A 23,833-nucleotide genomic window follows, 5' to 3' on the forward strand; every position below is an offset into this window, starting at 1 on the left:
GGTAGAATGGTCAGTACAGCTTATTGACAAATATAGTTGTTGTGTATATAGTTGGTATAACAACTAAATAGAAGGAAGATGTTTATGGCTGCAAATGAAAATGTGCTGGAACGATCGGTTGGCGCTCTAATGGGGGTCACATACCGCAAAATGACGAATGTCCTTCAGGCACGTCTGAAGGATTATGAGATTACAACGGAGCAGTGGTCAGTCTTGTTTCAAGTGGATCAGACAGACGGTTTGATTCAGAAGGAAATTGCCGAGTTGGCGGGTAAGGACAAAGCGACGACAACCCGTATTCTCGACCATCTGGAAGAGAAAGGCCTGATTAGCAGGAAGATGTCAGAAAGTGACAGGCGTTCCTTCCAAGTAAGCAGCACGGACAAAGGGGCATTGCTGCTCAAGGAGACCCTGCCGATTGAAAAGCAGGTAAACCAGGAAATCAAACAATGTATGACAGATGATGAACATGAATTGCTCATGGAGCTTCTTCTCCGGATTAATCATCATGTGAACAAATTAACATAAACCCGTAAGGAGAATATATATGCAGTCTCATGAAATCAATTCCAAGCTTTGGACCAAGCCATTTATTATATTGACGATCTGTTCCTTGTTGTTGTTTTTGAATTTGCAGATGCTTCTCGCAGCATTTCCTGCTTATGTGAAGTCCGCCTTTCAGGCAGATGATATGACAGTCAGTCTGATTATAAGCGTTTTTGCAGGAGCAACGATTATTACCCGATTGTTAACCACCCCGCTTATGCGCAAAGTGCCCCGGAACGTTATCTTGTATACGGGACTTGCAGCCGCAACACTCTTTACCGCATTATCCGTTGCGGCAGGCTCTGTTGGAATGCTGCTTGTCATGCGTATTGGCTTTGGCATCGGTTTTGGGATGGCGAGTACGATTATTCCTACACTGGTATCTCAAATCATACCTGGTAAACGGATGGGGGAAGGTATCGGATATTTCGGGCTGTCCACCAGTCTGGCTATGTCTGTTGGACCGATCATCGGATTAAGTGTGATGAAGCATGCAGGGTTCACAACTCTTGGCATGCTTGGAACAGCTACCATCGTGCTGATCTTTCCAATTTTGTTCTTTTCGCGGACAATTCCGGCCGAAATGAGCAAGAAGACAGCGGCTGGTACAGCTGCCGATTCCAAACAGATTTTCCATGTTAAATTATTAATTCCCGGTCTGCTGAATGTTATTCTTGCTGTGACCTACGGCGGACTGCTCAGCTTTATCGCTTTGTTCGGCGAGTCCGTTCATTTGGAACAGGTGGGCCTATTCTTTATGTTTAATGCGCTGGCGGTTATTATTATCAGGCCTGTTTCGGGCAAAATATTCGATCGTTTCGGACATGCTGCCGTTCTCATTCCTGCTTCGATCAGCGTTGTGTCAGCTCTTATGGTACTATCTTACACGACAACGATGCCGATGCTGATTTTGTCCGCCCTTTTGTATGGACTCGGCTTTGGCTCCATTCAGCCGACGCTGCAGGCATGGATGCTTCGTTCCGGCACATCGCAGCAGTACGGTATGGCCAATAGCATGTTCTATAATACGACTGACCTCGGTATCGCGGTCGGTGCCTTGATTTTGGGAGCCGTCTCCTCCATGTCTGATTATGCGTTCATGTACCGCGTCTCAGCCGGATTTATGGTCTTGTTTCTGATTATTTATACAGTCGTCCGATTGTTAACTGCGATCAGATATAGGCTTAAGCCAAGTGCCCGGCAAACCACGTAGCTTCCGGTGGAATGACAGCCTGGATGACACAGGCTGTCGTTTTTTACATACTCTGAAGTTTCTTTTCCAACCCCGCTATCAACAACTCAAAGCCGAAGGCAAACTCCTTTTCCCAATCAGAATTCGTTGTATAAACCGCGAGGCGGATCATATGAGGGAACCGCTCTTGCGGGAGTTGGCTATAAAACTGGTTGTACATCTCGCTTTTCTCCTTGTTGGAAGCGTTCCCCTGATCGGAACGGTTTCTCAAACGGACCTCTTCTCCCACAAATCCCAGCACGTAATTCTTCAGTATCGAAGCCACCCAAGGAACCTGCTCGTCCGGGAATCCCGCCAAGGTCAATAGCCGAAAGAGCTTTTCGATCAGATCCAGACGAGAGTAACCCACCGCAATGGTGGTGTTAAACAACTCTACGGTATCGCGGCGCGAGTGGAGAATCTTCCTGAATTCCTCTCCCCACAGGTCGATTTGCTCCATCCATGGAAGCGAAGAGTCAGGCCATTCCATCTCTTCGCTTATTCGATCGGAGAGCAGTTGCATCAACTGATCTTTATCTTTGATGTGATAATATAAGGACGCAGTCTTCACCTGCAGCTTATCCGCAATTTTGCGCATGCTAAGTTCCTTAAGTCCGATCTCGTCCAACAGTTGTAACGCCGTCTGAACAATCCGTGCCTGGTCGAGCGGTGTCGCTGACGCATAAGTTTTCCTGGCCACTTGGTTCACCCTTTCACTTGACAAGTATAGCATATTAGAATAATCTAACATCATTAGAATTAATCTAATGGTGTTAAATTAATCAGAAGGAGAAATAAACATGAAACTGAATCACCTTAATTTATGCGTGAAGGATTTAAACGATGCGACAGGTTTATTCCAGGACTTATTCGGCTTTGAGCTGCAGGATCGGAAGGGCGACGCGATTGCCGTTATGAAGGACGAGGAAGGTTTTACTCTTGTCTTAAGCTGCTCTGCGGCATTTGGAGGCGAGAATCCTATTTACCCTGAAGGGTTCCATGTCGGATTCTACGTGGATACAAAGGAAGAAGTGGATCGATTCTACGATCGGCTTGTAGGAGCGAATTTGATCCAGCCAGATCAAGGGGCTAAGAACATTCGGGGCGGTTATTCGTTGTATTTCAAAGCACTAGACGGCATTCTGTTCGAGATCACCTCGTTCGCTTAAGCTTTTTTCGCAATGAATAACTGTAAAGTTAAGATCCCCATTGGTCGTTGAACTAACAAGCACGATACTTCAATAAAGCAGAGGCAGTCCAAGGTTTTATTTTATCTGCCAAGACTGCCTCTGTTTCTATTATTGGAGAGTAGTTGGAACTAAAGGTACTTTTTTTATCCCCGTCCTCTCGCTTACAACTAGATAAACTGAATTCTTTTCCTGCTGGCGAGGAGCAGCTCCCGAATGCCTTCGGCAATGAGCATGATTCCCTTGTCAATCTGATCTTCCGCTACTTGTGAGATGCTCAGCCGGATAACGTTGTCCTTGCGGAATTCCGGTAGAAACATGCTGGACGCTTCATATAAGAGGACTTCTTTCATCTCCAGATGTCTTTTCAACTGCAGGCCAGTCAGCGGACGAGGCAGCTCCAGCAGCGAGTAGAACCCCGACCGGGGTTCGGTATAGACGGTGCCTGCCGGCAGATACCGTTTGCACGCTTCCTTCAGTTTCTCTGCTTTATTGCGGTAGATCGTCCGCATTTTGTACAAGTGGGCTTCAAACATCCCATTTTCCAGATAAATTTCCAGCGCTCCCTGCATGAGCACCGGCGTATGTACATCGGCGGCGTATTTGGCACGAAGAAAGGATTCATGCAGCTCGTCAGGGAGCACGGCGAGCCCCAGCCTCAGTCCCGGGAGCATGACTTTAGAGAAGCTTTTCGTATAAATAACTCTCCCCGAAGGATCATAAGCGAACATTGGATCCTGCTTGCTATCGATATCGAGATCCCCCAGATAATCATCCTCAATGATATAAACATCATATTTCCGGGCCAATTCCACGATTCGTTTCTTCTCTTCATTGGTATAGCTATAGCCGGTAGGATTATGAAATCTCGATACGATATAGAAAAGCTTGATCTCCCCGGTCTGAAATAAACGCTCCAGATGCTCCACATTTATCCCATCCCGCGTGACTTCAACGCCGCACGCCTGCACGCCTTGCTGCCGGATAGATTCCAGCATCGATGAATGGGTAGGCTGCTCGACAGCAAGCTTGCTTTTTCCATTGGGAAAGGGGAGGGAAATCAGCAGATGCAGCGCTTGTTGTGAACCAGTCACTACAAATATCTTCTCCGGCACCGTAAATACTTGAACATCCCTTAATTGTCGTGCCAGCTGGACCCGTAAGGACCACAGTCCTTGAATCTCCGAATAGGAGAACAGATCTTCCCGGTATCGTTCGATCGCCTGATTCATGGCATGCTGGAAATCCCGATAAGGCATAACCTCCCGATCGGGTCCGGCCGCGACAAAATCAATCCCATTATTCCCATCCGTCCCTTCTTTGCCGGAATGCTGCGGATCAACAACAAAGTAACCGCTCCGCGGCACCGGATAGATCAGATGCTCCTGCTCCAACTGCTGATAGGCCTTAATAATCGTATTGGGGCTGCAGCGGAGCTTCAAGGACAAAGCACGTATGGAAGGCAGTTGATCTCCTCTTCGCAAAGCACCTATTTCCATATCCCGTTTGATGTTTGCAGCAACTTCCGCATATTTTTTCATCTGCAAGCTCCTTTCCCTGTATGGGTACAGGACGTAAAAAAGCTCCGGCAGGTTGCAGATAAGCTGTCGTATACTGGGGATGTTCCAACAAAACCACAAGGAAGGAGGGACGGATCGGAAGATCAGCTGCCCTTGGAGAGAGCTGATTGCGGTTCTGGATTTTCTCCAAGCTATCAGGGTCTTTACCCGGAAGGAGATGCGCAACATGAAGCCATTATCGAATACATTTCTCAGAAAAATAGGGCGGATCGCATTACTGTTGTTCGCTGCCGCGATACTATTCAACGGGATGACTCCGCTGCAGGTCCAGGCTGAACCAGCCTTGACGCATGAGCTGAAGAAAGATGCCTTATTCCAGGGAACACCGGGTACAATGATTATCAAAAATCTGAAGACCGGTAAGCAATTCGTCTATAATCAAAAAAGAAGCATCCAACCGTATACGCCGGAGTCATCTTTCAAAGTGGCGAATGCCCTGTTCGGTCTGGAGGAAGAAGCGGTTGCTGATGAATATGAGGTCAAACGCTGGGACGGCGTCATCCGGCAATTCGAGGTGTGGAACCGCGACCACAGCCTGGCATCGGCGATGCGGCAATCTGCCATCTGGTTTTATCAGGCATTGGCCCGAGATATCGGCAGTGACGCCATGCAGCGTAATTTGGACCGGATTGGATACGGCAACCGCGATATCTCAGGCGGCATTGACACCTTCTGGCTGGACAGCAGTCTCAAAATATCGGCCCAGGAGCAAATTGATTTTTTAGAAGAGCTTGTAAACGAGAGCTTGCCCTTTCAAAAACAGAACATGAAAACAGTCAAACGTATGATGATTGACGATGACCAGGACGACTATACGATACATGGAAAAACGGGAACACGACTATCCGATATGGGATTAGGCTGGTACGTAGGATATGTAGAGACCAAACGGAATATATGGATTTTCGCCACTAATGTGGACAGCAGCGGAACAACAGCCCGGAACATCACGCTGGAAAGCTTGGAGAAACTGCACATCATCAATCGACCGGATACCGGGACGAGTCAGTAATCGGATGCATGAAGAAACCGCTTCGATCAGCTAACGCTGCGGAGCGGTTTCTTTCAGGTTGTGTATCTTGCTTGACGGACACCAATGACCTTATTTAGGCCGGAAATAGTTCATTTTAGGGGTAGACGGACCTCAGAGCCGCTATCTATGCAATTACTCCATGAATGAGGTCAATTCCAGTTGAATAACGTCTTCTGTGTCCGTTAACTATTCGAAATCGCTCATTCAGGCCATTTAACGCCTTTTGTGTCCGCATAACCGCTTACGACGCCTATCCAGGCATTTTAAGACATTTGCCGCCCCACCTATCTTGCCAGTGAAGTGAAGCCAGCAGCAAGGGCGACATTTGCTGTATTGCTCGGGTATACTAAGATTTAAGAGGAGATCTTCTTATGAAAATAGTGACAGAAGAACTGCCGAAGAAGATTAGGGGTTAGAGGAGAAACAGAATTGTTAAAAAGTCCAATAGTCCAAATAATCGGAGGGGACAAGGATGCACAAAAGTTATTGTATGCTATTCATAATTGTCTTGATGTTAGCCCTGACCGCGTGCCAAACCTCACCTGGCGGAAAAATAAAATCCGATTATCCTGACCTTTCCTCTCGTGAAGCTGAAAAAGCAGGTTATGTGGTAGCTGGCCCTGCCGGATATTTCAATATCGACAAAATGGAAGCCTTCTATACCGATTACAAGGCTGGGACTGCCAGTACACTGGTCATCGCCCATTATACGGATGAAGGCGATCCTGTTTATGCGGGTCTGGATTATAATGGAGAATTCGTCACTTATTCGTATGATAATTCATGGGATGCATTTGGCGGGCAGGATAAAGGGGTCAAACAAACAGAATGCGGTACGGTTACGAAGCAGGTTGGACCCTATGGGGAACAAGAAGGCACATTGTTCACATTAAGCGGATGCAAAGAGGATATTGGCTACAGCGACCCGGATAATAAATCGTACTTCCTGCTGTTTGTGCCCGGAAAATAAGACGCTTGGTTGAATGAAAAGCAAATCCGGTTATAAGGATTCAAGATGGATTTCTAAGGTATAATGCAATTAGAGGCAATGAGCGTTTACGGGAAACAAATTTAATTGAAATAGCAGGTGAGTCCTATCAAAAATTCAAGTTACGGCGAACAACTCGCGACGTTTGCAGGTGGCTGTTTCTGGTGCATGGTGAAACCCTTTGATGAGCTGCCTGGAATTGTTTCGATCCTATCAGGATATACAGGAGGACATACCGTGAATCCCATCTATGAGGAGGTATGTACCGAAACGACGGGACATGCGGAAGCCGTTCAAATCACTTTTCAACCGGATGTATTTCCATATGAGCGTCTGCTGGAGCTGTTCTGGCAGCAGATCGATCCCACCGATGCAGGCGGGCAGTTTCATGACCGCGGATATTCGTACCGGACAGCCATTTTTGTACACAATGAGGAGCAGCGAGAGAAAGCGGAAGCCTCCAAGCGGGCACTCAAAGCAAGCGGCCGGTTCAAAGGTGCCATTGTAACGGAAATTGTGCCCGCAGGCCCTTTCTATCCGGCAGAAGAATATCATCAGGAATATTACAAATACCATCATGTGGACTATAACATGTACCGCAAATACTCCGGCCGTGAGGCGTTTGTCCACAGCAGCTGGAATACGGAGAAGGACCGTAAACGTCTGCGCAATCTGCTGACAGAGCTTCAGTATGAGGTGACGAAGAACGGTGCAGCAGAACCGGCATATGCGAATGACTATTGGAATTTTACCGAAGAAGGTCTTTATGTGGATATCATAAATGGGGATCCGCTCTTCAGTTCGAGGGATAAATTCGATTCCGGCACAGGCTATCCAAGCTTCACCAGGCCGGTTGAAGAGGGACTGGTTCTTCGGGAAGCGGATCTGAGCGGCGGGCAGGTACGGATCGCGGTGCGAAGCCGATTGTCCGGGTCGCATTTGGGTTATTTGTTGAATGATGGGCCTGCTCCGACTAAGAAGCATTACCGGCTGAACTCGGCCGCTCTGCGTTTTGTGCCTCTTGAAGAGCTGGAACTGGAAGGTTATGGCCGGTATAAAAAAGGTTTTGCACCGTAACCGGATGCCGGTACTAAGGTCGGCATCCTTGGCAGCAAGGATGTTGAGCAGAAGACTGGAAAAGCACAACTAATATATTCCCATTGGGGTATATAACTTTACGGAAATATACCTATATGGTAATATTAATTCTATGAAACCCGCTAATCTGTTTGAAATTCTGTCTGAACCCAACCGCAGAACGATCCTGGATGCTTTGCGCAGCAAAGAACGATCGGTCGGGGAGCTTGTCGCATTGTCGTCGCTAAGTCAGCCCGGGATATCCAAGCATTTGAAAATACTTCGGGAAGCTGGACTTGTATCGGTCCGCAAGGATGCGCAGCGGCATTTGTATGTCTTGCGTGCTCAGCCCCTGATGGAAATTGATCATTGGCTGGAGCCGTATCGTCAGTTCTGGTCCAATAAGCTGGATGAATTGGAGCGTCAGCTGGATGAAGAGGAGGAGATGTAAATGTTAGCGGTTATACAGCAAACGGAGAATGGCTATACTGCCCGATTCGAACGCCGTCTCAAGCATTCAGTGGAGAAGGTTTGGGCGATGCTGACGGAGAATGGGAAGCTGGCCAAATGGTTTTCCGAGCTTCATGTCGAGGACCTTCGCGAAGGAGGGACAATCAGCTTCAATATGGGGGACGGCACATTCGAAACCATGACGATTCTGGAGCTGAAGCTGTATGAGGTATTGGAATATACCTGGGACAAGGACATTGTCCGCTTCGAGCTCTATCCGGATCAGGAAGGGTGCAAGCTTGTTCTGATTGAGAAAATGACCCAAATCACCGGACATAGTTCAAAGGATCTTGCCGGCTGGCATGTCTGTCTCGACGTTATTGAAGCGCTGCTGGATGGCAATAAAATCGATAACAGACGGGAATACTGGGAAACATGGCATGAGAAATATGTCTCCCTGGTTGGGGATTTAAGCCGCAGCTGACCTTATAGGGATGCAGGTGGATGAATAGAAAAAATAAGGGAAACTCTCGGAAATAGCGGGGGTTTCCCTGTTTGTTTTGCCTTTTTTTTAGCATATGCCGCCTACAATCGGCAAGAAAATATGGGAATTATTATACGATCGTATAATATCGGGAATCCGTTTTCGATGTTAATTTTATAGCAAGCGGTAATCATCACATCCATGATCGACACATGAAAGGAGGTGAAAGGAATGGAACAATTGACGAATGTAATCGATCTTCTGTCTGATGAGGAATTAGCCGAAATCGCTGGCGGAATGAGATGTCAGGACTGCAGCATGACTAAAAACTGCGGAAGTGATTTCACCGGAAATGCTGTTTGTCAAGGTTAGCAGAATGACTGAAGACAGGGGGAAACCCCTGTCTAACTCTTCAATTTGAACCATTAAAGGGAGAATTGACATGATGGTTAAAAATCGCAATATTATGAATGCCGCTTATCTTCATGAACGGGAGATCCCGGATAGGAATGATGGGAAATCAGCTGTCTCTGGGAATGCGGAGCGATGGCGCAAGCGAACAGGACTTGAATCTGACGATCTGTTTTCGGTCCGATTGAAAGTGGAGAATCTGAGTGAAGCGGATTTTGCCGCCATTCTTGATCATACAACTCATTTCAAAGTCAAACAAAAGCCTAAATGGGAAGAGACCCTTCAAGCCATCATGGAACAGAAAGATGTTCAGGGCGATGAGCCGGCAAGTTGGTCCCTCCTTCCTTTCGCATCGTTTATACAGCCATTTCTCTTATGGATGAGAAGGACGCTGCTCGACCGGTTTCAGCAATGGGAAACGCAGAAGCAACCCATGCCCGCCGATAGCAGTCTGCTGCTTGCAGATGTGGTCTCATCGCTTAGTCAAAGCCTTACAAAGGAAGCTGACAGGACACTCATTGCAGAGCTTCATCTCGCCAAACAAGCCAATGAGTTGAAGGGGAAATCGTCAGAGGAGCGTTTTCAATATTTTGTGGCGCACCGCTTGACCGCTTATCCCGATATTCTTGCGATTCTTCATAAATACCCGGTATTGGGCCGGCTGCTTGCCGAACTGACCGAAAAACATACATCGCATATTATCGAAATGTTAGAACGATTCCAGGAGGATAAAGAGGAGCTTGAACGGATCTGGCAGGAGGATTTCTCATTGATTGTCGGCTGCAAACGGACCGGAGATGCGCATCAAGGCGGAAAAAGCGTCACCGTCCTGCATTTCGCCTCCGGTTCTAATCTGCTGTATAAGCCAAGATCGATGGACATTGATGAGAAATTCCAGGAGCTTCTGCAATGGGCTAATCGGCATGGAGCGGACCCTCAGCTGCCTGTGATGAAAGTCGTTAATAAACATGCTTATGGATGGTCGGAATATATACATCACAAGCCATGCAGCCATGGCGGTCAAATCAACCGGTTCTACCAGCGTCACGGTCAATATTTGGCATTGCTGTACCTGCTGCAGGGAGCGGATTTTCATCATGAGAATGTCATCGCCTCGGGAGAATTTCCTTATCTCGTAGACCTGGAAATTTTATTTCACCGATACAGCGCTTCGCTTGAAAGCAGTGCCAATTCCGCAAATGCGGTGCAAAAGGCTTCTGATTGGATGGTGGATTCCGTACTTAGAACCGGTCTTCTTCCTTCCTACCGTTTGCGTTCCGGCTCTTTTGAGGGACTGGAGACAAGCGGGATCGGGGCTTATTCCGGCCAGTTATTCAAGACAGCGACCACGCAGTATGAGAACCCGGGAACCGATGAGATGCGGCTGGTGAAGACGGAGCATGCGAATTTTCAAACCGGGAATAACCGCCCCATTCTGGAAGGAATTGAAGCCAGGGCAGAAGCGTATACCGAGGATATTATCACTGGTTTTAACCATATGTACCGCATATTAAACGGCCAACAGGAAAGTCTATGTTCTCCCGATGGGCCTGTAGGCAATTTTGCCTGCTGCCCGGTGAGAGTCTTGATACGCAACACGGATGTCTATGGTCAGATGCTTCAGGCTTCGCTACATCCGAGTCATTTGGCCGACGGCCTGGCGAGAGTCCAATTATTTGATTTTATGTGGAGGATCGTGGAAACGGTACCGGTCTTAGCCGGGGTGGTCCATTCCGAATGTGCCGATTTGTTGGAGCATGATATTCCCTATTTTTGTTCCACCGTGAATTCGCGGGATGTGTGGGACAGCAGAGGCAATCGAATCGGCGGTTTTTTTTCCAATGACAGCCTGTCAGTATCGATGGATATCATCAAGCAGCTAGGCGAAGAGGACAGGAAGAGGCAGGTCAGTATCATTCGATCCTCCATGCTGACATTGTTAAGAAGCTGGGAGAGCCCTTCTTTCATTCGACCTGCGAATGCAGAAGAAAATGTGGTTTATAAACCCGATACATTTAAAGCTGCAGCCGTAGAAATCGCCAACCAGCTGGCAGCTTTAGCAATCTGGGGAGACGACCGTCATTCCGTGACCTGGATTGGGACGGGAAGAGATCCATCCGGTATGCTGCGTTACGCGCCGATGGATTCGGGCATCTACAACGGGACACTTGGGATGGCTCTATTTTATGCCTATATGGCAAAAGAAACCGGTATTCCCCATTACAGCAAATTGGCAAGAGGGGCGGTTGAAACGAGCCTGGCATTTCTCCAATTCCCGGGTGCGGTAGCGGGCGGCTCTGTATTCTATGGCCTGACTGCCTACGTGTATGCTTTCTCACACTTGGCATCTCTCATGGCGGATTCATCCCTGCTGGAAACGGTCATCCAACGTCTACACCGTTACGACCGCCTTATCGAGGAGGATAAGAAGCTTGATTTGATGTCGGGGAGTGCCGGCATTCTGCTTGGGTGCCTGCGATTGTATGAAATGACCGGTGAAGCGGAAGCTTTGGCTGTGGCGAGGAAATGCGCCGACCATCTATTGAAGCATCGTGTTACAACATCATCCGGAATCGGTTGGAGCACCGGCCTGACGCGCAATCGAATGCTGGCCGGATTCTCGCACGGCGCATCCGGTTATGCTGCTGCATTGGCCCAGTTGGCGGCCGCAACCGGTAATGAACGTTATAGGGATGCCGCTGCGGGAGCCATCCAGTATGAACGAAGCCTATTTGCCGCGGAAGAAGGGAATTGGAGGGATCTGCGCGCTGACATGCCTTTGGAGAAAATTCCCGTCTATTGGTGCCACGGGGCACCGGGGGTTCTCTTGGGCCGGGTTCTGGTGAATCCGTATTACCATGATGAACAGTTCAACGATGAGATCCAGATTGCCCTCCAGACCACATTGAATCGTTGGCGCGGAACAGGCAACTGCCTCTGTCACGGGGATATGGGCAATCTTGATGTTCTGCTCGTATGCGTGAAAGCCTTGAATGACCCGCGCCTCTATGATCAAGTATATCACCGGGCATCGCAGTCACTAGACCATGCGCGCAAGCATGGATGGTTATGTGATGTTCCACCTCAGGCAGTCGCGCCTGGATTCATGGTTGGACTCGCCGGAATCGGCTACGGCCTGCTGCGTCTCTCCAATCCTGAGCTGCCTTCCATTCTCGCCTTGCAGCCGCCGGCCGGAGCGCCAGTTGCGGCAGGGAGAGGCGGACGATGAGAAGCCGCAGACGTGTCCCGTTTATTGAACAGATGGAGCATTCGGAATGCGGGATTTGCTGCCTGGCCATGATTCTGGATTATTACTATAGCTATGTTCCGCTGCTGGAGCTGCGTGAAAAGGGCGGCGCGGGAAGGGATGGGGTAAATCTTCTGTCCCTGCGCAATATTGCCCGTGGTTATGGACTGGAAGCATACGGTCAACGGACAGGGATGGATGATGGATCACGGCTTGCGGAACCGTGCATTCTTCATTGGGAAAACAATCATTTCGTCGTACTGGAACGGCTGACAGGCAGCAGGGCGATCATTGTGGATCCGGCAATCGGCAGGAGAAGCGTTCCGCTGAAGGAATTCAAAGAAAAATATAGCGGGGTGCTCCTTGTACTCCGTCCGACAGAGAAGCTGGTTTACCGCAAACAAAGACCGCTATGGACCGACTACATGAAGCTTCTTAGCAAACATACTCCGATTGTGACCAAAATTATCGTCTGGTCGCTTTGGATCCAAATGCTTGCTCTTGTCGCGCCCATTTCCATCCGGTTCCTGATCGATGAGGTGATCGTCCCCCGGGAAAGCGGAATCCTGCCTGCGATCGGAATCGGCTTTGCCTGCCTGTCTGTCATTCATGTTGTTTTTCTGCTGCTGCGCAGCAGAACGCTTGTCGTTTTGCAGAATCATCTGGACTGGAATTTAATGAGCACCTTTTTTCACCGTATGCTGAGCCTGCCTTACAAGTTTTTTCAGCTTCGTTCGTCAGGAGATCTGATCGTGAGGGCAAACAGCAATATGATGATCCGGGATATCCTTTCGACCCGAACCGTGACCGCGCTGCTTGACGGCGGAATGGTCGTGCTTTTTCTGCTTTTTATGCTGGATCGATCCCCAACCTTAACGGGATGGGTTGTTCTGGCAGGTATGATCCAGATTGCCATACTGCTTCTGACGAGGGGGAAAATCAAGCAGCTTGCACAGGAACAGATCTTAAAGCAGACGCTCGCTTCCAATACATTTGTGGAAACGATACAGGGCATTACGGATGTCAAAGCGGGCGGCATGGAAAAGCTTGCTTATGCGAGGTGGGAACGTCTTTATCAGGAGCAGCTGGCGAGCGTCCGGAAGAGGGGGATTCTGGAAGCCAATGTGGAGAGTCTTGTCGGTGGACTTCGGTTCGCGGCGCCTCTCGTTCTCCTGTGGATCGGGACGAAGCAGGTTATTTCCTATCACATGACGCTCGGTGAGCTGTTTGCATTCTTCACGCTGGCCGCTGCGTTCCTTACCCCGCTGACCACGCTTGTGACGACACTGAATCAAATGATTGTCATGGGCGCCTATCTGAATCGGATTCTGGATATTCATGATTCCAAAGCGGAGCAGGAGGACAGTGAAGTTCAGCAACCGCCGGTTTTGAAAGGCAAGGTGGAACTGCGCAATGTCAGTTTCGGTTATCATGCCGGGAGCCCCGAGGTTATCCGAAAGGTGTCGATTACGATTAAACCCGGTCAAAAGATCGCCATCGTAGGGGCATCCGGCAGCGGCAAAAGCACATTGGCAGGGCTGCTGCTGGGGCTCTATCTGCCTACGGAAGGCGAGGTTTATTTCGATGACCGGAACCTTTCCCTGCTGGATAAACCGTCGCTGCGCAGCCAGATTGGCGTCGTCATGCAGAATACGTTTATTTTCAACCGCTCCATTGCCGAAAATATTGCCATTCATAATCCGCAGCTGCCGATGGAGCAGATCGTAGAGGTTGCCAAATTGGCGGGCATTCATGATGAAATTTTGCAAATGCCTTTAAACTATCAGACCCTCATTTCCGAAGGGGGAACGAATCTTTCAGGCGGGCAGAGACAGCGGATTGCACTGGCCAGAGCGCTCACCAGAAATCCCGCCATTATCCTGCTGGACGAAGCGACAAGCGCGCTGGATACGTTGACCGAAAGAATCGTTGAGCAGAATCTTTCCCGGCTGCAGTGTACACGAATTGTTATTGCGCACCGCCACAGCACCATAGTTAATGCCGATCTGATCCTGGTGCTTCAGGGCGGAAGCATCAAGGAGTCGGGCAGTCATCAGGATCTTCTGGCTGGCGAAGGGTATTACGCTTCATTGTACAAACAATTGCAGCCTACCTAGGAGGAGGTTAAACAAATGCGGAAAGTTGCGATCAGGCTGCTTTTTGTCCTTGCCGCCCTGATTCCATTAGCCGGCGTGTATGTGCTGAACAACGCTTCGCTTGTCACGGAATGGTTTACGGATACCGGCGGGATCAAACAGGGGGAGATGATTCCTTTTGTCTCCGGAGATGAAGTCGATGGCGGTCAAGTGGATATGAAGCAATACAAAGGGAAGAAATTCATTGCAATGATTGCCAAAATTGATTGTGAGTCCTGTAAAAGCTCTTATCCCACCATCAAGAAGTGGAATGAATTATATCCGGATATTCCGCTCGTAATGGTGGGGGTAGGGGGCAAAGAAGAATACAGCCGGATCAAGCAAGAACTGCAGTTTCCGTTCCCGATCCTATCGGCCGATCAATGGATGCAGGATCAATTTCTGATGAAAATCACGCCTGTCTTCTATGCCGTGGATGAAGAGGGCAGGGTGATGGAGCGGATGAACGGGTACCGGGTGAGGGATTTCAAAAAATTCATGGAAAAGGCTGAGAGGATATGACCCGGCAGCGGAATACCCTCGTCATCTGCATGGCAGCGGCGGGGATGCTGGTCTCTTTGTATTTATTCTGGTCGAAAATCACCAGCCAGTTTTATTGTCCGATTGGCGATTGCAGTGTCGTGAATAACAGCAGGTATGCCTATATCGGGCCATTCCCGGTTTCCTTGATGGGGATCTCCTATTATTGTATCCTCATCCTGCTGACGGCCGCATCCCGAAGAGGAGAGTATGCTGTAAAACCCGTTATTCTGAGACTGCATATTTGGGCAGGCTTCGGCTATTCGACCTATTTGACCGGAGTTGAATGGTTTGTGCTCCAGGCGGTCTGCATGTGGTGTGTTATTTCCTATGTTCTGATGATTGGCATTACCGTTGTTTCATGTCTGAAACGTCCTTTATTCTTTTCATTTACGGAGCATGAAGCCAACCGCTGATTGAACGAATGGTTTCACTTCTACCGAAACGAAGACCGCATGAACAGCTGTCACCTTCCATTGGAGGGTGACAGCTGTTTTTTTTAATTGACGCTTGGCCCTAAGCCGCCCCAAGCATCTGGGCCAAACAGCGGAGGACTTTAGCCACGTCAGCTAATCGTCATTGTTAACCACGAGAGAAATTCCTTGGGTGTTACATCAGAACATGCAGTTCTGGACGAGGGCTAAAATTTCGTGTATCATGTGCAAGATCAATCGTATGGAGGGCGGTAAACGATGATGACAATGGTAATGGCAACGGCGACAGCGCCGGGGTGTTTATGAGAATGAAAGCATGGTATTACGGCTTGACGTTCCGCAGCCGGGTGTGGCTTACGTTTGTCCTGCTTATCACGCTGGCCGTGAGCGCGAACGGGACGATCTCGTATATGATCGCCGCCAAGGTGGTACAGGAAAACGCCTTCCGGCTCAGCGAAGATACGATTAACAAGACGGCTCAAGTCGTCAATCAGCGCCTGAGCAATATTACTGTCTCGATGATGTCACTGATGATTAGCGATCCGTTCAAGGCGATGATGAGCGATGTGGCATCGGCGAATACGAGCCGGTACTATCAGCATTTGACCGCATTGCAGCAAGTTTTCTCACAAAGCCGTTTCTCCGACGGCTTCATTCAATCGATTCTGATCGCTACCCCGATCGGCGACTTTTACCCGACGAATTCGATTCGCCTGAAGGATCATTCATTCTATGACAGCAACTTGTACAAGCAGGCCAAAATCGAAAAACGTCCTTTTTGGGTGCCGCGCCACGAAGACGCTTTCTTTTCGGATAGAGATCCCGTCATCTCTCTCGTGCTGAACACGATCGGGGATATACCTAATCAAGATGATGACGTTTACATCGTTGTCAATGTCAAGGAAAACGATATGTATCGCTTGCTTGCGGACAGCTCGTACACGAGTGAAACCGGACTGAGCTATATTTTCATCAACGAGCAAGGGCAGGAAATTGTGCATTCTCCCCTTTATGCGGCTACCGACGCCAACTGGCGAGCTTCCTTCCTCGAACGGCTGCACAAGGAGCAAAGCGGCTACTTTTTTTATACGCTGAATGACAAAGAATCGCTTATCAACTACGCTCCCGTGGAAGTGGGACGGAACTGGATTTTATTGGGTGTCCAATCCAAAGAGCGTCTGCTCGCTCAAGTCAATGGCATTAAACGGTCGACGCTGTACGCGCTGCTTGGCTGCCTGCTGCTTTCCTTGTTCGTGTCGAACGGGCTGACGAAGCTGCTGCTCAAGCCGCTGCGCAAGCTGCATGAGCTGATGAAGCAGGTGGAGCATAACGATCTGAACGTGCGTTTCGCCAGCCCGTACCGCGATGAGGTTGCCCAGGTCGGATTTCGCTTCAATCGCATGCTGGACGAAATCAACCGATTGATCCAGGACGTCACGGACGGCGAAACGCAGAAGCGGAAGGCGGAAATCAAAGCGTTGACCGCCCAGATGGATCCGCATTTCCTGTATAACACGCTGAACACGATTTATTGCAAATCGGAGCTCGGGGCGACCGACGACGTGAACGACATGATTCTTTCACTCGCGCACATGTTCCAGCTCGGCCTTAGCAACGGCCGCGATTGGGTGACGCTGGAAGATGAACTGACCCATATGAAGATGTATTTGGCAATCCAGCAAAAATGTTACGATACGCTGTTCGATTACCGCATCGAAATCGGCAGCGGGGTTTATTTGTCGTCGATCGTTCTAAAAATAATGCTGCAGCCGCTTGTCGAGAACGCGATAGTCCATGGTTTTCGCAACATCGAAAACGGCGGGCGCATTGTCATCGCCATCCATACCGAGGCGGCGCAGCTCGTTCTTTCGGTCAAGGACAACGGCTGCGGCATGGATGTCGCGGACGTTTATCGCAACATGCGTTATGCCGCCACGAGCAAGAAAGGCTATGCCTTGAACAACATTGCGCATCGGTTGCAATTATATTATGGCGAACAAGCGCGGATGGAGCTCAGCAGCACGCCGGGCGGCGGCGCGGAAGTAGTGCTGCGGCTGCCGGTAACAGAAGGAGGAAACGGGGATGATTGAGCGGCCCATTCGACTTTGCGTGATCGACGATATTAGCAGCGTTGTGGAAATGATTACGAGCCGGATCGATTGGACGTCGCACGGGATCGAAGTAGCAGGTACGGCCGGAAGCGGTGTAGACGGCTTGCGGCTCGTCGAGGAGATGCGCCCGGATATCGTACTCACGGACATCCGAATGCCGAAAATGGACGGTTTGGAAATGACCGCTCGCATTTTGCAGCTGGATCCGTATTGCAAAGTCGTTATTTTGAGCGGCTTTACCGATTTTGCCTATACACAACAGGCGATTCGGCTCGGTGCGTTCGATTTTATGCAAAAACCGTTCTCGCGTGCGGAGATCGTCAAAGTGGTACTGAAAGCGAAGGAGGCACGGGAGGGGGAGCGGCGTAACCTGATCGAGGTTCATGAAATGGAGAAACGGCTGAAAGAGAGCATGCCGCTACTGCGCCAGGAATATTTGAACACGCTCGTTCATCATCGAACGGACGCCAGGCAGGGGGAGAGTCGTTGGCGGTATTTTCAAATTCCGCTGGAGCCGAGGCAGCTCGTGGCGATGATTGTGGAAATTGATCGTTTCGATAGCGACTACGCGATGCTGCCGATCCACGAAGTGGAGCTGATGCGGTTTGCCATGCAGAACATTCTCGAGGAAACGATTGGCATGTTTACACAAGGCGTCGTATTCCGGGAGGCGAACAATCGCCATGTCTGTATCATCCATTGCGACGATCCAGAACTGGCCAGTCGAATCGCCGATCGCTGCTGCGCGCATATCGCACAGTATACCCGCTTCACCATTTCAATCGGCATCGGCATGATGGCCGACGATATCAGCCAGCTTCCGGATTCGTATGAGCAAGCGCTGCACGCCTTTTCCTACCATTTCTACACCGGGGGCAACGGGGCGTTCAGCTTCGCGCATATCGCCGGTACTGATAAGGAGCCGCCGCGTTTTGCGCCAGCAGCTGCCCAGGAGCTGCTGTTTGCTTTGCGTTCGGGGAACCACGACAAAAGCTCGGGGCTGCTTGCGCAGCTGCTAAACGATTTGTTCGCCGGAACGCCCAAGCCCGATTATGTGATCAGTGTTTGTTACGAACTGGCGTTTATGATGCTGCGGGTGCTGCTGGAGAAGCTTCCCTATGAGCAGGTTGGGGATCTAGAGCAGCGCATTCGCGAGAACAAGGCGGCAGAGCTGACCATGCAAGAACTGCGGCATCTGCTCGACGACTTATGCCTCAAGGGCTGCGAGCGGATCGAGATGCAGCGGACAAGCGAGTCGGAATTCATCGTCCGAAAGTCGATGCAGTACATCCGCGACAACCTCAAGATGCCGCTTACCGTAGAACAGTGCGCCCGGCAAGCCAACCTTAGCGCCGGTTACTTTGCCAACGTGTTTAAAAAAATGGTCGGCATGACTGTGCAACAGTTCATCACGCAAGAGCGGATCGAACGGGCCAAGCAGATGCTGATCGATAACTATCAGGTGCAGGAAATCGCCGAAGCACTCAGCTACGAACACCGGCGCTACTTTAGTGAAGTGTTCAAGAAGGTGACCGGCATGACGCCGTCGGAGTTCAGGCAGGCGTACCTGGGCAAAATCGAGCCGTAAAGAAAACTTCGCCGTTTTGTTACCCTGGATATTGGTCATGCCGCATGTGCAGCCGGTGCCCCAGGCTTCATACTGGAGAAGTAAACGTTAAACGCTTCAGGCAGCCCGCACGATGCTGCCACAGCGCTTATAACGACCAAAAGGGGAGGATTTTCAGCATGGGGAAAAAGATCGGGTATACGGGATTCATCGTCCTGCTGATGCTGGCGCTGGCCGCTTGCAGCAGTACGGACAAGGGCGGCGGCGCAAGCCCGGACGTGCCCGCAAGTAAAAATGAGGCGAAAGATAAGGGTGATAAGGTGAAGTTGACGTTCTGGTCGGTTGATCGAACGGACGCTGATTACACGCGGGAACAAATCGCCAAGTTTGAAGCCGATAATCCGGGGATCGAAATCGATTATGTGGTGAAGACCGAGGAATACAATCAGGCGATCGATCTTGCATTTGCATCGGCGCAGTCACCGGACTTGTTTCGCGTTAAGGAAAACACGATCCAGACGTTTTATAAAAAAGGCTATCTGGAGCCGCTAGACGATTATGTTAGCAGCGAATTTAAAAGCAGGTTCACGCCGCTGAAGGATTTGAACCTGTTCGACGGCAAAATGTACAGTTTTCCCAACTACGGCTACACGATGCGGCTCGTTTATAATGTTGATTTGTTCGAGAAAGCCGGCATCAACAAGCCGCCGAGCACGCTGCAGGAAATGGTCGAGACGGCGAAGAAGCTGACGGCCGTCGGCAAAGCGGATGGCACCTACGGTTTCGCCCTCAACTTCAAGAATCCGGCCAGCGCCTTCGACCGTTCGGCGCGCGCGATCGCCGAGTTGAACGGCTATGGCGGTTACGGCTTCGATTTCAAAACAGGCCGGTTTGACGTTAGCGGATTTAAGCCCATTGTCGAAGCGTTCCACCAGATGTATAACGACGGCAGCACGTTGCCGGGCATGGAGTCGCTCGACATTGACCCGCTTCGCGCCCAGTTTGCCGAAGGCAAAATCGGCATGTACATTTCGTTCTCTTCCGAGCCGAGCGTCTACAAGAACCAGTTCCCTGCCAAAATAAACTGGGCGGCGGCGCAAGTGCCTACATTTGACGGAACCGTGCGCGGTGCTTCCGGCTTCCTTGGCGGCCAATGGCTGAGCATCAGCAAAGAATCCAAGCATAAGGAAGAAGCGGCCAAGTTTCTGAATTTCATGTACGGCGATCAAATTTTGCTCGATTATCATGAGAAAGGATTCGCTTTCTCGATGGTGTCATCGGTGCTGAGCAAGGCAAAACAAGCGGATATCCCGGGGATCGAAGGGTTTGCTCCGACTAAATACGACGGTGCATGGCCGGTTCAGCCTACGGTGGCTGTACAAGGCGAGAAATATCAGGACGCGTTCTTTAAGTACATGATACAAGGCGGCGATCTGGACAAAATCATCGCAGATTTGAACAAGCGCTACAACGAAGCGCTTGACAAAGCGATTGCCTCCGGGGAATTGGATGTAAAGCCCGATCCGAGCTTCGATCCGAAAAACTTGCAGGAAATGTATGTGAAGTAAGGGATAGATCGCGGAAGACGAAGGATCAGTAGCGACTTATCCTTCGTCGTTCCGGGGGAAAGGTTCGTGGGATTGATGAAACAGTGGAGAATAAATGCGGCAGGCGCTTTTTTCACGATGCCTAGTCTGCTCTTGACACTCGTGTTTACGGTTTATCCGATCTTTTGGGTGTTCCGGTACATGTTTTACGATTACAAAGGGTATGGAACACCCCGCTTCATCGGCTTGGACAACTTCCGCACGTTATTGTCGGATCATCTGCTATGGGATTCTGTCGTCAATACGTTTGTCTATGCCGGAGGAAAGCTGGTGGTGACACTGCCGTTGGCGCTCATTTTGGCAGTCATCCTCAACCGTGCGCTCAAAGGGAGGCAGCTGCTGCGGGCGATTTTCTTCTTGCCGACGATTATCAGCTCCGCGGTCATAGCCGTTGTGTTTTTCATCGTGTTCAACTCGTACAACGGCATCTTGAACCAGTTTTTGATTAAGCTCGGCATTGCATCCGAAGGCGTCGAATGGCTGGGGCCGAAATACGCGATGTTGACTGTCATTCTCATTGCGATATGGGGGGCGGTCGGCAACTATATGATTTTATTCATCGCTGGTCTGCAGAACATTCCGAATGACATCAACGAAAGCGCGGAATTGGATGGAGCGGGCGTGGTGCAAAAATTTTGGTACATTACGGTGCCGATGCTCGGTCCGGTGTTGCAGATGGTCATCATGCTGGCGATCATCAATTCGCTCAAAAGCTATGAAAGCATCATGGTGCTGACGGATGGCGGGCCAATCGGCAAAACCGAAGTGATGTTTCTGTATTTGTATCGGCTCCTGTTTCCGACGCCTTCGGCCAGCAGCGTTCTGGAGCAACAAATCGGCTACGGCAGCGCAGTCGGCTTCGTGACAGCGTTAATCGTCGGCGTCGTAACAGCGCTGTACTTTTATTTGTCCCGAAAGCTGAATCGAGTCATGTAACCCCGCCCTACTTACCGTTTTTTCTATGGAGGAATTCATCATGCAACAAACTAGTGCAGGAAAACCGCAGCCGAGCGCTGCGAGCTTCGTCGTTCCCGTCTTTCTGCGACCCGGAAGGGTCTTGCTATGGATCTTTTTGCTGATCATGGCGTTTCTCACGTTGTTTCCGGTGCTCGTCGCCATCCTCGGTTCGTTCAAAACAAATGCTGAATTGACCACCGGAGCCACCGTGCTGCCGGAAACCTGGCACTTCTCCAACTACGTGGAAGCATGGAAAACCGCCAATTTCTCCCGTTATACGTGGAACAGCTTGTTCATCAGTGTGACCACGACCGCGGGAACGCTGCTCGTCGCCTCGATGGCGGCCTACGGTGTGGAACGGCTGCGATTTACAGGCAGATCGTTGTTCATCTTTATCCAAGCGGCCACGATGTTCATTTCCGTCGGCCCGCTGGTGCTGCATCCTCAATTCCGCCTCATGATCGCGCTGCACCTGCAAGCTTCGCTGTGGGGTGTCGTGATATTGCTGGTCAGCGCCCACGCTGCCACATATTTCATCCTGTTCAGCTTCGTCAGAGCCATTCCGCGGGAGCTGGATGAAGCAGCCAAAATCGATGGCAGCACGATGCCAGGCACATATTGGCGGATCATCCTGCCCTTGCTTGGGCCAGGGCTTGGAGTATCGGCGCTGTTTACGTTCCGCGCGGCCTGGAATGAATACATTATGCCGCTTGTATTCACGATGAGCCAGCCGAATTTGCAGCCGCTCACGGTCGGCTTGTCCAATTTGCGCTACGGCGCTTCCGCAGCTGCACAAACGCACTACATGCTGGCCGGCGCCTGTCTGTCGATCTTGCCTATGCTCGTAGCCTACGTGTTCGCCAACAAATCGTTTATGCAGATGACGGCAGGTTCGCTCAAAGGATAATCGTTATAGAGGCCGAGCATGCGCTCACCTCATAATGGAAAGTTGCTCTATTAAAGTTGAAGCACGGTATACGTCCAAGCCACCAATCCCGATCCAGTGCCAAGAGCGGTCGGCAAAAGGTGTTTCATCGCAAGCTATTCCATTGCATGCTCGTGGAGCCGATGGCTGAACTGGAACAAGGTTTCGCCTCTAGAGACGACCATCCGTTTCAGGGATAGCGGGTCCTGCTCAGAGGATGTCAAGCCGTTATCGAAGGTGAATGCATAGGTAAAACCGGCATTACCCAGCTGTTCCAGTGTTGTTTCGCTGCGAAGACCGTAGGGATAGGCGAAAATATCCGCACGGCTATGCAATTTAAGTTCAATCGCGGCCCTGGACCCGGAGATTTCATCATATTGCTGCTCTTCGGACAGGCGCGGCAGTTCCGGATGCGAGCGGGAATGCGGCATAATATCCCAGCCCGCCTGCTGCAGCTTTTCCGCCTGCTGCCAGCTCATGAAATTCCTCCCGCCGAGCCAGTCGGTGATGACAAACGCAGTAGCCGTATAACCGTACTTCCGCAATATCGGAAAAGCAGCCGAATATGTGTTGGCATAACCATCGTCAAAGGTGATCAGCACAAGCTTCTTCGCAACTGCTTTTTTCTCTTTCATGAGTTTGGTGAACTGCTCCAGGTTGATGCTTTCATAGTGCTGCTCGTGCAGATATGCCATTTGTTCCTCAAAATCCGCCTGTGTGATGACATAAGCATTGCGGGGATGATTCGCAATGGAATGGTAAGCCAGTACGGGAATGGAAAATTCATCCGCCTGAGGCTCCGATGCGGAGACATGTCCGCCCTTAAACCAGAATCGATCCTTATCTGAAGAAAGCGTAAAGGCTAATAAAAAGCCGATAACCGCCAAAACCAATATTCCGTTTTTTTTTCTCACCGGTGTATGCCTCCGCATGATCTGATCTTTCTTAACTTTAATATAAACCGCAAACGGTTAATTATTTCGTAAATTGTATTTGAAATTTCGCTTTCGCATATGCTATTATATAAAACATCAAAGTTATGGCGTTGATGAGAAATAAAGCACAAAGGCGCTTATGTCCAGAGAGCAGAGGGATAGCTGGAACCTTTGCCATAATCCATTGTGCGATGTCCTCTCGGAGCTGTTGACCGAAAACCTTATGAATCCACCTGGATTTATGGCGAGTAGACTCGACCGGAAGTGGCACACGTTATCGTGCCGAAGGCAAGCAGAACCTTGCCTCATGAGGCTGGAGATCGCAAGATCTTTGGCAAATCAGGGTGGTACCGCGAAATGAACCCCTTTCGTCCCTTTAATCCGGCAT

General features: G+C 50.1%; 21 protein-coding genes. 18 read left to right on the forward strand and 3 right to left on the reverse strand.

The window, feature by feature from the left end; genetic code table 11:
• Nucleotides 1–84 precede the first annotated feature (84 nt).
• Together IEY46_RS07260 and IEY46_RS07265 are read left to right on the forward strand one after the other, a co-directional pair.
• On the forward strand, nucleotides 85–528 hold the full coding sequence (locus IEY46_RS07260; protein ID WP_188990528.1) for a MarR family winged helix-turn-helix transcriptional regulator: 444 nt from the start codon (nucleotides 85–87) through the stop codon (nucleotides 526–528).
• 19 nt (nucleotides 529–547) lie between these two features.
• Entirely contained in the window at nucleotides 548–1,759 is a 1,212-nt protein-coding gene (locus IEY46_RS07265) for an MFS transporter (RefSeq protein WP_188990529.1), read from the forward strand.
• A gap of 43 nt (nucleotides 1,760–1,802) precedes the next feature.
• On the opposite strand, the gene IEY46_RS07270 is transcribed toward IEY46_RS07265, so the two are convergent.
• The gene (locus tag IEY46_RS07270) at nucleotides 1,803–2,477 is read right to left on the reverse strand and encodes a TetR/AcrR family transcriptional regulator C-terminal domain-containing protein (RefSeq protein ID WP_188990530.1); all 675 of its coding nucleotides are present in this window, start codon (nucleotides 2,475–2,477) and stop codon (nucleotides 1,803–1,805) included.
• Nucleotides 2,478–2,577: 100 nt separating this feature from the next.
• Between IEY46_RS07270 and IEY46_RS07275 the strand changes: the two genes are divergently transcribed.
• Nucleotides 2,578–2,946: a VOC family protein gene (locus IEY46_RS07275; RefSeq protein WP_188990531.1), complete on the forward strand. Its 369-nt coding sequence runs from the start codon at nucleotides 2,578–2,580 to the stop codon at nucleotides 2,944–2,946.
• A gap of 188 nt (nucleotides 2,947–3,134) precedes the next feature.
• Here IEY46_RS07275 and IEY46_RS07280 read toward each other — a convergent pair whose 3' ends face one another.
• Nucleotides 3,135–4,505 (reverse strand): aminotransferase-like domain-containing protein, encoded by a 1,371-nt coding sequence (locus IEY46_RS07280; RefSeq protein WP_188990532.1) that lies wholly within the window; start codon nucleotides 4,503–4,505, stop codon nucleotides 3,135–3,137.
• Nucleotides 4,506–4,794: 289 nt separating this feature from the next.
• On the opposite strand from IEY46_RS07280, the gene blaOXA reads away from it, so the two are divergent.
• The 15 genes from blaOXA to IEY46_RS07355 all read left to right on the forward strand — a co-directional run bounded on the left by blaOXA (nucleotide 4,795) and on the right by IEY46_RS07355 (nucleotide 22,492).
• A complete protein-coding gene (gene blaOXA / locus IEY46_RS07285; RefSeq protein WP_188991776.1) occupies nucleotides 4,795–5,556 on the forward strand; it encodes a class D beta-lactamase in 762 nt (253 codons plus the stop codon).
• Between the two features lie 493 nt (nucleotides 5,557–6,049).
• Nucleotides 6,050–6,547, forward strand: coding sequence for a DUF4362 domain-containing protein (locus IEY46_RS07290; protein WP_188990533.1), 498 nt, complete (start codon nucleotides 6,050–6,052; stop codon nucleotides 6,545–6,547).
• A 126-nt stretch (nucleotides 6,548–6,673) separates the two neighbouring features.
• On the forward strand, nucleotides 6,674–7,642 hold the full coding sequence (gene msrA, locus IEY46_RS07295) for a peptide-methionine (S)-S-oxide reductase MsrA (RefSeq protein WP_188991778.1): 969 nt from the start codon (nucleotides 6,674–6,676) through the stop codon (nucleotides 7,640–7,642).
• A gap of 133 nt (nucleotides 7,643–7,775) precedes the next feature.
• Nucleotides 7,776–8,093, forward strand: a complete 318-nt coding sequence (locus IEY46_RS07300; RefSeq protein ID WP_188990534.1) for an ArsR/SmtB family transcription factor — start codon at nucleotides 7,776–7,778, stop codon at nucleotides 8,091–8,093.
• A complete protein-coding gene (locus tag IEY46_RS07305) occupies nucleotides 8,094–8,576 on the forward strand; it encodes an SRPBCC family protein (protein WP_188990535.1) in 483 nt (160 codons plus the stop codon). It abuts the gene before it with no gap.
• Nucleotides 8,577–8,807: 231 nt separating this feature from the next.
• Nucleotides 8,808–8,948, forward strand: coding sequence for a hypothetical protein (locus IEY46_RS07310; RefSeq protein WP_188990536.1), 141 nt, complete (start codon nucleotides 8,808–8,810; stop codon nucleotides 8,946–8,948).
• 70 nt (nucleotides 8,949–9,018) lie between these two features.
• Nucleotides 9,019–12,216 carry a type 2 lanthipeptide synthetase LanM family protein gene (locus IEY46_RS07315; protein ID WP_188990537.1) on the forward strand — a complete coding sequence of 1,066 codons (3,198 nt, stop codon included), beginning with the start codon at nucleotides 9,019–9,021 and terminating at the stop codon, nucleotides 12,214–12,216.
• Nucleotides 12,213–14,351: a peptidase domain-containing ABC transporter gene (locus IEY46_RS07320; RefSeq protein ID WP_188990538.1), complete on the forward strand. Its 2,139-nt coding sequence runs from the start codon at nucleotides 12,213–12,215 to the stop codon at nucleotides 14,349–14,351. The genes IEY46_RS07315 and IEY46_RS07320 overlap by 4 nt, the downstream gene beginning before the upstream one ends.
• 15 nt (nucleotides 14,352–14,366) lie before the next feature.
• Nucleotides 14,367–14,891 (forward strand): TlpA family protein disulfide reductase, encoded by a 525-nt coding sequence (locus IEY46_RS07325; protein WP_188990539.1) that lies wholly within the window; start codon nucleotides 14,367–14,369, stop codon nucleotides 14,889–14,891.
• Entirely contained in the window at nucleotides 14,888–15,325 is a 438-nt protein-coding gene (locus IEY46_RS07330; RefSeq protein WP_188990540.1) for a vitamin K epoxide reductase family protein, read from the forward strand. Before IEY46_RS07325 ends, IEY46_RS07330 begins: the two co-directional genes overlap by 4 nt.
• 326 nt (nucleotides 15,326–15,651) lie before the next feature.
• Nucleotides 15,652–17,433 carry a sensor histidine kinase gene (locus IEY46_RS07335; protein ID WP_229750126.1) on the forward strand — a complete coding sequence of 594 codons (1,782 nt, stop codon included), beginning with the start codon at nucleotides 15,652–15,654 and terminating at the stop codon, nucleotides 17,431–17,433.
• Nucleotides 17,426–19,042: a response regulator gene (locus IEY46_RS07340; RefSeq protein WP_188990543.1), complete on the forward strand. Its 1,617-nt coding sequence runs from the start codon at nucleotides 17,426–17,428 to the stop codon at nucleotides 19,040–19,042. Before IEY46_RS07335 ends, IEY46_RS07340 begins: the two co-directional genes overlap by 8 nt.
• Nucleotides 19,043–19,200: 158 nt before the next feature.
• The gene (locus tag IEY46_RS07345; RefSeq protein WP_188990545.1) at nucleotides 19,201–20,589 is read left to right on the forward strand and encodes an ABC transporter substrate-binding protein; all 1,389 of its coding nucleotides are present in this window, start codon (nucleotides 19,201–19,203) and stop codon (nucleotides 20,587–20,589) included.
• A gap of 75 nt (nucleotides 20,590–20,664) precedes the next feature.
• The gene (locus tag IEY46_RS07350) at nucleotides 20,665–21,564 is read left to right on the forward strand and encodes a carbohydrate ABC transporter permease (protein ID WP_188991780.1); all 900 of its coding nucleotides are present in this window, start codon (nucleotides 20,665–20,667) and stop codon (nucleotides 21,562–21,564) included.
• A 145-nt stretch (nucleotides 21,565–21,709) separates the two neighbouring features.
• Nucleotides 21,710–22,492 carry a carbohydrate ABC transporter permease gene (locus IEY46_RS07355; protein WP_229750203.1) on the forward strand — a complete coding sequence of 261 codons (783 nt, stop codon included), beginning with the start codon at nucleotides 21,710–21,712 and terminating at the stop codon, nucleotides 22,490–22,492.
• A gap of 134 nt (nucleotides 22,493–22,626) precedes the next feature.
• On the opposite strand, the gene IEY46_RS07360 is transcribed toward IEY46_RS07355, so the two are convergent.
• The gene (locus tag IEY46_RS07360) at nucleotides 22,627–23,424 is read right to left on the reverse strand and encodes a polysaccharide deacetylase family protein (RefSeq protein ID WP_188990549.1); all 798 of its coding nucleotides are present in this window, start codon (nucleotides 23,422–23,424) and stop codon (nucleotides 22,627–22,629) included.
• Nucleotides 23,425–23,833 lie beyond the last annotated feature (409 nt).

The organism is Paenibacillus nasutitermitis (assembly GCF_014641075.1).
Lineage (GTDB): Bacteria > Bacillota > Bacilli > Paenibacillales > Paenibacillaceae > Paenibacillus_Z > Paenibacillus_Z nasutitermitis.

Coding starts and splice junctions, on each gene's coding strand:
- IEY46_RS07260 (WP_188990528.1), top strand. CDS start 85: ATGGCTGCAAATGAAAATGTGCTGGAACGATCGGTTGGCGCTCTAATG.
- IEY46_RS07265 (WP_188990529.1), top strand. CDS start 548: ATGCAGTCTCATGAAATCAATTCCAAGCTTTGGACCAAGCCATTTATT.
- IEY46_RS07275 (WP_188990531.1), top strand. CDS start 2,578: ATGAAACTGAATCACCTTAATTTATGCGTGAAGGATTTAAACGATGCG.
- IEY46_RS07280 (WP_188990532.1), bottom strand. CDS start 4,505: ATGAAAAAATATGCGGAAGTTGCTGCAAACATCAAACGGGATATGGAA.
- blaOXA (WP_188991776.1), top strand. CDS start 4,795: ATGACTCCGCTGCAGGTCCAGGCTGAACCAGCCTTGACGCATGAGCTG.
- IEY46_RS07290 (WP_188990533.1), top strand. CDS start 6,050: ATGCACAAAAGTTATTGTATGCTATTCATAATTGTCTTGATGTTAGCC.
- IEY46_RS07300 (WP_188990534.1), top strand. CDS start 7,776: ATGAAACCCGCTAATCTGTTTGAAATTCTGTCTGAACCCAACCGCAGA.
- IEY46_RS07305 (WP_188990535.1), top strand. CDS start 8,094: ATGTTAGCGGTTATACAGCAAACGGAGAATGGCTATACTGCCCGATTC.
- IEY46_RS07310 (WP_188990536.1), top strand. CDS start 8,808: ATGGAACAATTGACGAATGTAATCGATCTTCTGTCTGATGAGGAATTA.
- IEY46_RS07315 (WP_188990537.1), top strand. CDS start 9,019: ATGATGGTTAAAAATCGCAATATTATGAATGCCGCTTATCTTCATGAA.
- IEY46_RS07320 (WP_188990538.1), top strand. CDS start 12,213: ATGAGAAGCCGCAGACGTGTCCCGTTTATTGAACAGATGGAGCATTCG.
- IEY46_RS07325 (WP_188990539.1), top strand. CDS start 14,367: ATGCGGAAAGTTGCGATCAGGCTGCTTTTTGTCCTTGCCGCCCTGATT.
- IEY46_RS07330 (WP_188990540.1), top strand. CDS start 14,888: ATGACCCGGCAGCGGAATACCCTCGTCATCTGCATGGCAGCGGCGGGG.
- IEY46_RS07335 (WP_229750126.1), top strand. CDS start 15,652: ATGAAAGCATGGTATTACGGCTTGACGTTCCGCAGCCGGGTGTGGCTT.
- IEY46_RS07340 (WP_188990543.1), top strand. CDS start 17,426: ATGATTGAGCGGCCCATTCGACTTTGCGTGATCGACGATATTAGCAGC.
- IEY46_RS07345 (WP_188990545.1), top strand. CDS start 19,201: ATGGGGAAAAAGATCGGGTATACGGGATTCATCGTCCTGCTGATGCTG.
- IEY46_RS07350 (WP_188991780.1), top strand. CDS start 20,665: ATGAAACAGTGGAGAATAAATGCGGCAGGCGCTTTTTTCACGATGCCT.
- IEY46_RS07355 (WP_229750203.1), top strand. CDS start 21,710: ATGGCGTTTCTCACGTTGTTTCCGGTGCTCGTCGCCATCCTCGGTTCG.